Source organism: Pseudomonas sp. PDM20, assembly GCF_014852575.3.
Classification (GTDB): Bacteria; Pseudomonadota; Gammaproteobacteria; order Pseudomonadales; family Pseudomonadaceae; genus Pseudomonas.
The window spans coordinates 2880891-2891297 of sequence record NZ_CM181224.1 but is presented as its reverse complement, the minus strand read 5'-3'; the positions used below and the strand labels follow the sequence as shown (position 1 = coordinate 2891297).

Below are 10407 nucleotides of genomic sequence, written 5' to 3'. Positions count from 1 at the left end.
CACCTGTTCTGTCGGCGGGCGCGTGGGCCCGCCGGAGGGAAGTTCGTGGGTTCAGCTGGTTTGCGCTTTGGGGATCGGAGAGCCGAACTGCTGACTCGCTCCGACCGGTCCCCTCTCCCGATGGGAGAGGGTTAGGGAGAGGGTGCTACCGGCGACTTCTGTGCTCGGCCATTTCCCTCACCCCCCGCCCTCTCCCAGAGGGAGAGGGAGCTATCCGTGCGACCTTGAGGCTTACGCGTCAGCGCCATGCCCTTCCGCCATCGCGACTACTACCTTTCGCGGGCCGCTGAACGGCGAGCGCGCGTGGGCAGCGAGCATGTTGTCGAGCATCAGGACGTCGCCGCTGGTCCAGGGGAAACTCACCTTGGCCTCCTCCAGCACGCCGCGGATTTCGTCGAGCACCGAGGGCTCGATGGGGCTGCCGTCGCCGTAGTAGACGTTGCGCGGCAGGTCTTCCTCGTCGACGATTTCCAGCAGGCTTTCGCGCACTTCCGGCGGAAGATTCGAGACGTGGAACAGGTGCGCCTGGTTGAACCAGACCCAATCTCGGGTGACCGGATGCTGCGCCACTGCCTGGCAGACCTGGCGGGTACGCAGTTCGCCGTCTTCCTTCCACTCCCAGCCGATCTTGTGGGCCTTGCAGTAGGCCTCGACCACGGCCGGGTCGTCGCTGTTGAACACCTGCTCCCAGGCCACGTCCAGGCCGTTGCCAAAGTTGCGGGTGTACATCAGCCCGCGCTCGGTGAAGCGGCGGCGGATGCCTTCATCGACCCGGCGATAGATCTCGCGGCTGTCGGCGATCGGTGTCTCGCCACCGCTCTGCGCGGCCTGCACGCAGTAGAACCAGATCTTCATCGGCCACTCGCGGGTATAGGCCTGCTCGTTGTGCAGCGGGATGTGCTGGTGCGGCGGGTATTCGGTGGAGGTGTACACGCCGCTGGTGACGTTGCTGCGCGGGGTGGAGCCGAACTCGTAGTTGAGCAGCGGGTGGCCGAAGCCGGCGGCGAACTCGCGGAAGCGCTCCGGCGCGCCGACCTGGAAGCCACGGAAGAGAATGCCGGCACAGACCGGCAGGCGTTCATCCACCAGCGGGCGCAGTTCGGCCAGGGCGTCGAGCAGGTCGATGCCGTCGCCGCGGGCCTGCACCAGCAGCGGCAGACCACCGCGCGCTTCGGCCAGGGGAGCAATGTCGAACAGAGTGGAGGTGGGCATCTGGGTCTCCGCTTGAATCGATCAGGCCAGCGCTGCGCTGGTCGACTGGCCGGGCTGGCGCAGGTGGCCGAGCAGCAGCTCGAGCAGGCGCGCCTCGCCGGCATTGAGGAAGAAGTGGCCGCCGTCGAGCATCTCCAGGGAGAAGCCGGCGCTGGTCTCGTCCTGCCACGCGGACAGGGACTCCACCGAAAGCCGGTCGGCCTTGCCGCCGAACACGTGGATCGGGCAGGCCAGCGGCGCGCGGCGGCGGTAGTCGTAGAGGCCGCAGAGGAGGAAGTCGGCGCGCATCACCGGCAGGGTCAGGCGCAGCATTTCCTCGTCGGCGAACACTGCTTCGGGCGTTCCGCCCAGGCGGCGCATGCGCTCGATCAGCTGGGCGTCGCTCTGCTCTTGCGCCAGCTCGCGATGACTGTCGCGGCGCGCCGGCGCGGAGGCCGCCGAGGCGAACAGCGCCTGCGGCATCGGCAGGCCGCGCTCACGCAGCGCATGGGCCAGTTCGAAGGCCAGCAGGCCACCGAGGCTGTGGCCGAAGATGGCGTAGGGCTGGTCCAGGCGCGCGGCGATTTCATCGGCCAACTGGCTGGCCAGGGCGCGCAGGTCGGTCTGCAGGCTTTCGGCGAAGCGCCGGCCACGGCCGGGCAGCTCCACCGGGCAGACTTCGATCCAGCTCGGCAGCTGGCGCTTCCAGCGTGCATAGACCATGGCGCTGGCGCCGGAGTACGGCAGGCAGAACAGACGCAGCATGGGTTACTGCCCCTCGGCCATCTTCTGCCGCAGGCTGAGCGGGCGCATGTCGGTCCAGTTGGCTTCGACGAAGGCCAGGCACTCGGCCTTGCTCCCCTGCTTGCCCGCTTCGCGCCAGCCGGCCGGGACTTCCTTGTACTGCGGCCACAGCGAGTACTGCTCTTCACCGTTGACCAGCACCATGTAAACCGCGTCTTCGCGATCGAACGCCATCGCCCTTCTCCTTCAGCTGTATGGGATGCCGGCCACCGGCCATTACCGATGTTTTCCAGCTCTGCCATGAAGACGAGGGAGGCGATGAAATAGTTAGTGTTCTCGGATGCGATTAATTCTCATAAGATATGCGCCGGCGAAATTTCCTGGCTTGTCCTTCACCCGAGCGCTGAGAGATCTGACGAATGGATGCGAATGAAAAATCTTCACACTTGTGTGGGAACCCTGTCGCAGAGCGATAGTCGGAGTCTCTCGAATAAATTGATAATAATTATCATTTGATCTAGATTGGCCGCCTCAACCCATGTGGACGTCCCCGCCTCCGCCGCCGCATAGGAAACCCTTGCATGTCCAAGCCAATGCCCGCCGAGTCGCGCCCCGCTCTCCACGAGCTGTTCGCTACCCACCGGCAGACCTTCATCAATGCGGCCGCACGCATCCTCGGCTGCCGCAGCCATGCCGAAGACGTGGTCCATGATGCGTACATCAAGCTCAATGCGAGCGACCTCACTCCCGGCATCCAGTCGCAGAGCGGCTATCTGATGCGCGTGGTGCGCAACCTGGCCATCGACCTCTATCGCCGCCAGGCGCTGGAGAAGCGCTACTCGGGTAGCGAGGAAGAAGGCATGCACATCGCGACGCCGTCCGCGTCACCGGAGATCGAGCACGAGGACCGGCAGACCCTGGAGGCCATCTCCAGCGCCCTGCAGACGCTGCCCGAGCGCACTCGCTACGCCTTCGAGATGTATCGCCTGCACGGCCGCACGCAGAAGGAAATCGCCGAGGAACTGGGCGTCTCTCCGACCCTGGTCAACTTCATGGTGCGTGATGCGCTGATCCACTGCCGCAAGACCCTGAAGGGCCTGGAGGACGGCAAGCTGTAGGCCTCAGCCTTCCGTCAGGGCGCGGAAGGTCGAGCGATACTGCTCCGGCGTGGTGCCCGACAGCCGCCGGAACATCGCGATGAACGCCGAAGGGCTGCTGTAGCCCAGGTTGAAGGCGATCTGCTGTACCCCTTCCCCCGATGCCAGTGCCTCGATAGCGGCGAGAAACCGCAGGCGCTGACGCCATTCGCCGAACGACATTCCCAACTCCCGCTGACAGGCCCGCGCCAGGGTGCGCTCGGTGCTGTGCACGCGCTCGGCCCATTGCGCGAGGGTGCGGTTGTCGCCGGGCTCGGCCTGCAGCGCGGCCAGCACTTCGCCGAGCGCACCGCCACTGGCGTACGGCAGGTAGTCGTCGTGGGGCTGCGCGGCCTGCAGCTGGTCGATCACCACTTCGGCCAGGCGCTGATCGGCGGCGCTCTGCGGAACGTTCACCTGGCGGGCAGCGAAGTCGGAGAGGATCGCCTTGAGGATGTCGCTGATGGCCAGGGTGCAGGGCCCCTGCGGCAGCTTGCGCGCCAGTTCGGCGGACACGTAGAGCGAGCGGTAGACGATGGCCTGGCGGTTGTAGCAGCTGTGTTCGAGCCCCGGCGGTACCCACACGGCGTACTGCGGCGGCGAGAGGAAGCGCTGGCCGTCCACTTCCAGCTCCATCACCCCGTGGGACGCGTAGTTGAGCTGGCCCCAGGCGTGACGATGGCTGGGGGAATGAGTTCCAGCGTCGAACTCGTCGTAGCGGAAGTACAGGTCGGCGGGCAACTGGTCAATGTCGGGAAGCGGGAGCGGCAGTACGCGGGTCATGTCCGAATGCCGGGGTGGATTGTCCGGTTTTCATTATACGTCTGGTTTCGGACGAGCGGACAATACGTTCCGTTATCCCCGGAAGCGTTCCTTCATGAATTACCTGTTCCCCCTGCTGGCCGTGGTCATCTGGTCCGGCAACACCGTCGTCAACAAGCTCGCCGTGGGGCAGATCGCCCCGGCGGAGATCGGCTTCTATCGCTGGGTGCTGGCCGGCGCGCTGCTGACGCCCTTCCTGCTGCGCGCCACCCTCGCCCACTGGCCGGTGATCCGCGCCAATTTGGGCAAGCTCGTCACCCTCGGCCTGCTCGGCATGGCCGTCTACCAGTGCCTGGCCTACTACGCCGCCGCGCTCACCTCGGCGACCAACATGGGCATCATTCTCTCGCTGATGCCGCTGATGTCCCTCGCCCTGGCCTCGGTGCTGCTGCGCCACAAGCTGAGTGCTGCCGCCGTGCTGGGCGCACTGGTGTCACTGGGCGGCGTGCTGCTGGTGATTACCCAGGGCAACCCGCAGCAACTGATCAGCCACGGCGTGAACCTGGGCGACGGCATGATGATCATCGCCACCCTCGCCTACGGCGTGTATGGCGTGCTGCTGAAGAAGTGGAACCTACCCCTGCCGCCGCTGCTGATGCTGTACCTGCAGGTGCTGGTGGCCATCGTCGCGCTGGCACCGCTTTACCTGGCCTCGCCGCACCACGGCCTGAACGCCGCCAACCTGCCGCTGGTGCTGTATGCCGGGCTGCTGGCTTCCATCGTCGGCGCGCTGGCCTGGATGCAGGGCGTGCAGCGCATGGGGCCGAGCCGCATGGCGCTGTTCTTCAACCTGCTGCCGGTGCTGACCGCCGCCATCGCCGCCGTGGTGCTGGGCGAACAGCTGACCAGCTACCACCTGGTGGGCGGTGCACTGACCCTGGCCGGCGTGCTGCTGGCCGAACTGTGGCGACCGCGGGAGAAGGCCGTCGCCGCCGTCAGCGCCCGCTGACTCGAATGCTCTTGTAGGGCGCATAACGCGCCAGCGTTATCCGCCGTGAGTGGGCCGGCGGATAACCTGTTCCAGATTATGCGCCCTGCGCTCGACCGGCGTGGAACTCGGCCATCAGAGTCGAAACCAGCTCCGCCGCCGACATCTCCCGCGACAGCGGTGCACCCTGCCCCGCCCATTGCACGGCGAAATCGCTGTTGCCCTTGGCGGTCGCCGCAGCGGTCAGCGCCTTGGCGGCGTCGTAGGTGATCGGGTAATCCGGCAGCGCTGGCGCATCCGCACTGCCCAGGTCGGTGAACAGCCGGTTGACCATGCCCCGCGCGGCACGGCCGGAAATCGCCGCCGTCACCTCGGTACGCTCCCCACGCTCGCCGCGCAGCGCTGCCTTGAATGCAGCGTTGGCCGAGGATTCGTCGGCAGAGATGAAGGCCGTACCCATCTGCACCGCCTGCGCGCCCAGCTCGAACACTGCGCGCATGCCCTGCCCGTCCATGATCCCACCCGCCGCGATCACCGGCAGGCCGGTGCCCTTCACCAGCGTACGGACCAGTGCAAAGGTGCCGATGCGCGCGTCCTTCTCCGGCTCGAACACGCCACGGTGACCGCCGGCCTCATAGCCTTGCGCAACGATCGCGTCGATGCCCGCCGCCTCGATGGCTCGGCCTTCGGCAAGGCAGGTGGCGGTGGCCAGCAGGCGGATGCCAGCGGCTTTCAGTCGGTCGATCCACTGCTGCGGCGGCAGGCCGAAGTGGAAACTGACCACGGCCGGGCGCGCTTCGATGAGGAATTCCAGCATCTCGGGGTCGGCCAGGAAGCTGCGGTAGATCTCGGTGATCTGCGCTGGCGGCTGCGCATCGAACTCGGCGAACAGCGGGCGCAGGTGGTCCAGCCACGCGGCCTCGCGGGCCGGGTCCGCCACGGCCGGGCGGTGGCAGAACAGATTGAGGTTGAGCGGCTTGTCGGTCAGCGCGCGGGTCTGCTCCAGCAGGGCGCGAGCCTGCTTGGCATTGCTCGCGCCCAGGCCGATGGAGCCCAGCCCGCCGGCATTGGCCACCGCCGCCGCCAGCGCCGGGGTGGACACGCCGACCATGGGCGCCTGGATGATGGGGTGCTGGATGCCGAGCAGTTCGGTGATGCGCATGACGGGGTCCTCGTGGTCGGCAGGGCCGACTGGCTGATTGGCACTTGACCAACAATCTCACAAAGAGAATATTAACGGCAACTTGTTCTCTACTGAAGATCAATCATGGATCTCTCCAGCCTGGAAATCTTCCGCTGCGTGGCCGAGGAACAGAGCGTCACCCGCGCCGCCGCCCGCCTGCAACGCGTGCAATCGAACGTCACCACGCGCATCCGCCAGCTCGAGGAAGACCTCGGCGCCGCGCTGTTCCTGCGCGACGGCAAGCGCATGACGCTGACCGACCAGGGCCGCGAATTCCTTCGCTACGCCGAGCAATTGCTGGCCCTGGCCAGCGAGGCGCGACAGTCGCTGCACCCGCACAGCGCCACTGGCAGCCTGCGCCTGGGCAGCATGGAGGCCTCCGCCGCCAGCCGCCTGCCCGAGCCGCTGGCGCGCTTCCACCGCGCCTACCCCGAGGTGGAACTGCACATGACCACCGGCCACAGCCAGAAGCTGCTCGGCGAAGTGCTGAACCGCCAGTTGGACTGCGCCCTGATCGCCCACCCGGACATCCTTCGCGCCGAGCCGGGCTTCGAAGCGAAGCTGGAGCGCGGCCTGCGCGCCGAACCGGTATTCCGCGAGGAACTGCTGCTGGTGCTGCCGGGCAACCATCCGCCGGTACACCGGCCAGAGGATGTGCAGATTCGTACCCTGGTCGGCTTCACCCGCGGCTGCACCTACCGTCAACTGGCGGAAAGCTGGCTGAAAGGCACGCCGCTGGCGGTGCAGGAGGTGGGCTCCTACCACGGCATCCTCGCCTGCGTGAACGCCGGCTCGTGCATCGGCGTGCTGCCGCGCTCGGTGCTGGAGCTGCAACGGGAAACGCCGGACCTGCAGGTGGTGCCGCTGATGGAAGTCGACACCCTGCTGATCTGGCGCGACGGTTACGCCACCGGCGCCTTCCAGCGCTGGCGGGAAACCCTGGAGGCACGCCCATGAGCCGCACTCGCCGCCTGCCCGCCGCGTTGTCGGCGGCACTGATCCTGGCCGTCGGCATGGGCTTCGGCCGCTTCGCCTTCACCGGGCTGTACCCGTTGATGGTGCGCGACGGCGTGCTCAGCGTCACCGGCGGCTCCCTGGCTGCCTCGGCCAACTACGCCGGCTACCTGCTCGGCGCCCTGCTGCTGGCGCGCAGCCACGAGCGACATGCCGCGCGCATCTGCGTGATCGCTTTGGCAGGCACCCTGGCCACCCTCGCCGCCATGGCAGTTCCGGCACCGGCCTGGTTCGCCATCGGCGTGCGCCTGCTGGCCGGCGTGCTCAGCGCCATGGCGCTGGTCAGCGCCGCGCAGTGGCTGTTGCAGAGCATGGGCGAAAGCCATGGCGCACCGATGATGTTCGCCGGTGTGGGGATCGGCATCCTGGTCTCGGCGGAACTGATCGCCGCCGGCAACGCCTTCGGCCTGGGCAGTGCGGCAATCTGGTGCGTGCTGGCGCTGGCCGGGCTGGTGCTGTCGCTGCTGGCCGCGCCTGCGCTCGGTCGGGATGCGCCGACTGCGCCGCATCCGGCAGCGAACAGTGCGGGGCCGGCACCAGAGCTGTCCGCGCCGATCATCCTGCTGGTCTACGGGCTGGCCGGCTTCGGCTACATCATCACCGCTACCTACCTGCCGCTGCTGATGAAGAGTGGCCTGGGCGCCATCGACCCATTGCAGGTCTGGGCCGCGTTCGGTCTGGGCGCTGCGCCATCGTGCTTCCTCTGGCACCGCTTGCACCTGAAGCTCGGCGGCCGGCGCGCATTGGCGCTCAACCTGCTGGTGCAGGCGGTAGGCGTGATGTTGCCGGCGCTGGGCGACTCCGCCTTCCTTTACCTGGGCAGCGCGGTACTGGTGGGCGGCAGCTTCATGGGCACGGTGACCATCGCCATGCCGGCGGCCCGCGCGGTGGCCTCGCAGGTGCGCTTCAACATGCTCGCGGCGATGACGGCGCTGTATGGCGTCGGGCAGATCGTCGGGCCGCTGGCGGCCAGCGCCCTGCGTGGGCTGACCGGGAGCTTCATCCCGGCATTGGGAGCGGCAGCCAGTGCGTTGCTGGTTGGGGCGCTGTGCTGTCTCCCCCTGCGTCAAGCCGAGGTGGAGCCCACGTAGGGCGCATAACCTGGAACAGGTTATCCGCCAGCTGCCGCGCGGCGGATAACGCTGACGCGTTATCCGCCCTACAACTGTACAGATCAGGCCGGCGGCTGCTGGCGGAAGGATACGCCCAGGCGGTTCCACACGTTGATCGCGCCGATGGCCACGGTGAGGTCCACCAGCTCCCGTTCGCTGAACTGCTCGCGGGCGAGCTGGAAGACCTCCAGCGGCACCTTGGATTCGGACAGCAGCGTCACCGACTCGCACCATGCCAGCGCCGCCCGCTCACGCTCGGTGAAGAACGGCGACTCACGCCAGACGCTGACGGCGAACAGGCGCCGCTCGGTCTCGCCGTTGCGGCGCGCTTCCATGGCGTGCATGTCGGCGCAGAAGGCGCAGTTGTTCACCTGCGATACCCGCAGGCGCACCAGCTCCAGCAGCGGCTTCTCAAGCGACAGCTCGAAGATCGCGGCTTCCAGCGCCAGCACCGCCTTCAGCGCTTCCGGCGAGGCGGTGTAGTAATCCAGGCGTGGCTCCATGACGGCACTCCAGAAGTTGACCGTGCCATTGTGCGCCGAGCCGTGCCGGCCACAAGTGACCAATCCGCGGAATTTCGACCGCGCAACTTCACCGCGCCCCGCGCCGGCGCTACGCTTGCGCCACTGCCCAGAAGCTGCGGAGTTCGTCCTTGGAGCTGCACCTGATCATCCACGGCCAGAAGGATCTCGCCGGGCAACTCTATCGCCAGCTGCGCGAAGCCATCGACTCCGGCCGCCTCGCCGCCGGCACCCGCCTGCCGCCCAGCCGGCTGCTGGCCGAGCAACTGGGCATCTCGCGCAAGACCATCTCCGACACCTACGCCCAGCTCACCTACGAAGGCGTGCTGGTGGGCAGGATCGGCAGCGGTACCTTCGTCAACACCCACCTGCCGCGCCACGACCGGCGCCAGGATGGCGCGCGCTTCGCCAGCCAGGACAACATCGAGCGCTGGGCCAACCTCGACACGCGCCTGCGCCACCCCGGCGCAGGTACAGCCAAGGCCGACTTCATCGGCGGCGCCACCACCCAGTTGCAGTTCCCCCAGGAGGAATGGCGGCGCTGCGTGAACCATGCCATGCGCCAGATGACCGGCCTGCGCGGGCACTACAGCTCGCCCGAAGGCATCGCTCCGTTGCGCGACGGCATCGCCCGGCACATCTCCTATGCCCGTGGAGTGAACTGCCAGCTGGACGACGTGATGGTCTGCAACGGCGCGCAGCAGGCACTGGACCTGCTCGCCCGCGTCATGCTCCGCCCCGGTGACAAGGTCGCCATGGAAGACCCCGGCTACACCCCGGCGCGGCTGATCTTCCAGACCCTCGGCGCCGAGGTGGCCAGCGTACCGGTGGATGCCGAGGGCATCCGCGTCGACCTGATCCCCGACGGTACGCGGATGATCTACACCACGCCGTCGCACCAGTTCCCGCTGGGCATGCCGATGAGCCCGGCACGCCGCGAGGCCTTGCTCGCACGGGCGCTGGAACTGGGCGCGCTGGTGATCGAGGACGACTACGACAGCGAGTTCCGCTACGAAGGACGGCCCACCGACGCGCTGCAAAGCCTCGATCGCCACGGCGTGGTGGCCTATATCGGTACCTTCTCCAAGGTGCTGCTGCCGGAACTGCGCCTGGGCTACCTGATCCCGCCGCCCAGCCTGTTCACGGCGCTGGTGCGGGCGCGACAGATTTCCGACTGGCACAGCTCGACACTGCCGCAGTGGGCGCTGGCCAAGTTCATCAGCGAGGGCTACCTGCTCAAGCACATCCGCCGCTGCCACGGCATTTACGCTGGGCGCCGCGAGCGCATCCTGGCGCGGCTGGCGGGCGACCTGTCGCCCTGGCTGGAAGCGGTGCCCTCGGTGGCCGGCTTCCACCTCACCGCCTTGCTGCGCGAGCCGGTCAACGTGGCGCTGCTCTGCGAGCTGGCGCGCAAGGTCGAGGTCGGCCTCTATGGGCTGGCGCCCTTCCATCATCAGGCGCCGGTACGCGACGGCCTGCTGCTGGGCTTCGGCGCCATCGACACGCTGGACATCGACCCGGCGCTGGACAAGGTGCGCGACCTGTTGCAGCAGTTGGCCTGAGCCTCGTTTCCTGTCGACTCTGGCGCACTGACAGCATGGGTATCGCTGCGCTCCACCCATCCTACGAAGCGTTCAACCTGTAACGATCGCGTCTTGCAGGACTCTGCTCAGCAGCATCACGGGCTACCCGCAGGATGGCGTGGAGCGCAGCGATACCCATCGATTCCATGGCAGCGGAGCGACGGCCGATCAGC

At 67.5% G+C, this 10407-nt stretch carries 11 protein-coding genes; 5 read left to right on the top strand and 6 right to left on the bottom strand.

Features of this window, described 5'->3' with window-relative positions; translation table 11 throughout:
- Positions 1–231 precede the first annotated feature (231 nt).
- Genes IB261_RS13350 through IB261_RS13340 form a run of 3 tightly spaced genes read right to left on the bottom strand, consistent with a single transcriptional unit; the run spans position 232 to position 2169 of the window.
- Positions 232–1212: a TauD/TfdA family dioxygenase gene (locus IB261_RS13350; protein WP_192382861.1), complete on the bottom strand. Its 981-nt coding sequence runs from the start codon at positions 1210–1212 to the stop codon at positions 232–234.
- Positions 1213–1233: 21 nt separating this feature from the next.
- Positions 1234–1956, bottom strand: coding sequence for a thioesterase II family protein (locus IB261_RS13345; protein ID WP_192211111.1), 723 nt, complete (start codon positions 1954–1956; stop codon positions 1234–1236).
- Between the two features lie 3 nt (positions 1957–1959).
- Positions 1960–2169, bottom strand: a complete 210-nt coding sequence (locus tag IB261_RS13340; RefSeq protein ID WP_151186874.1) for an MbtH family protein — start codon at positions 2167–2169, stop codon at positions 1960–1962.
- A 347-nt stretch (positions 2170–2516) separates the two neighbouring features.
- Between IB261_RS13340 and IB261_RS13335 the strand changes: the two genes are divergently transcribed.
- A complete protein-coding gene (locus IB261_RS13335) occupies positions 2517–3053 on the top strand; it encodes an RNA polymerase factor sigma-70 (protein ID WP_138214347.1) in 537 nt (178 codons plus the stop codon).
- A gap of 3 nt (positions 3054–3056) precedes the next feature.
- Here IB261_RS13335 and IB261_RS13330 read toward each other — a convergent pair whose 3' ends face one another.
- A complete protein-coding gene (locus tag IB261_RS13330) occupies positions 3057–3854 on the bottom strand; it encodes an AraC family transcriptional regulator (RefSeq protein ID WP_192382862.1) in 798 nt (265 codons plus the stop codon).
- Positions 3855–3948: 94 nt separating this feature from the next.
- Between IB261_RS13330 and IB261_RS13325 the strand changes: the two genes are divergently transcribed.
- Positions 3949–4842, top strand: coding sequence for a DMT family transporter (locus tag IB261_RS13325; RefSeq protein ID WP_192382863.1), 894 nt, complete (start codon positions 3949–3951; stop codon positions 4840–4842).
- A 76-nt stretch (positions 4843–4918) separates the two neighbouring features.
- Here IB261_RS13325 and IB261_RS13320 read toward each other — a convergent pair whose 3' ends face one another.
- Positions 4919–5983: an NAD(P)H-dependent flavin oxidoreductase gene (locus IB261_RS13320; protein ID WP_192382864.1), complete on the bottom strand. Its 1065-nt coding sequence runs from the start codon at positions 5981–5983 to the stop codon at positions 4919–4921.
- Between the two features lie 105 nt (positions 5984–6088).
- Here IB261_RS13320 and IB261_RS13315 point away from each other — a divergent pair, with 105 nt between their 5' ends.
- Both IB261_RS13315 and IB261_RS13310 read left to right on the top strand, forming a co-directional pair.
- A complete protein-coding gene (locus tag IB261_RS13315; RefSeq protein WP_192382865.1) occupies positions 6089–6961 on the top strand; it encodes a LysR family transcriptional regulator in 873 nt (290 codons plus the stop codon).
- Entirely contained in the window at positions 6958–8109 is a 1152-nt protein-coding gene (locus IB261_RS13310; protein WP_192382866.1) for a YbfB/YjiJ family MFS transporter, read from the top strand. The genes IB261_RS13315 and IB261_RS13310 overlap by 4 nt, the downstream gene beginning before the upstream one ends.
- Positions 8110–8192: 83 nt before the next feature.
- On the opposite strand, the gene IB261_RS13305 is transcribed toward IB261_RS13310, so the two are convergent.
- The gene (locus IB261_RS13305) at positions 8193–8633 is read right to left on the bottom strand and encodes a carboxymuconolactone decarboxylase family protein (RefSeq protein ID WP_081516986.1); all 441 of its coding nucleotides are present in this window, start codon (positions 8631–8633) and stop codon (positions 8193–8195) included.
- 149 nt (positions 8634–8782) lie between these two features.
- On the opposite strand from IB261_RS13305, the gene pdxR reads away from it, so the two are divergent.
- A complete protein-coding gene (gene pdxR / locus IB261_RS13300) occupies positions 8783–10213 on the top strand; it encodes a MocR-like pyridoxine biosynthesis transcription factor PdxR (protein WP_192382867.1) in 1431 nt (476 codons plus the stop codon).
- Positions 10214–10407 lie beyond the last annotated feature (194 nt).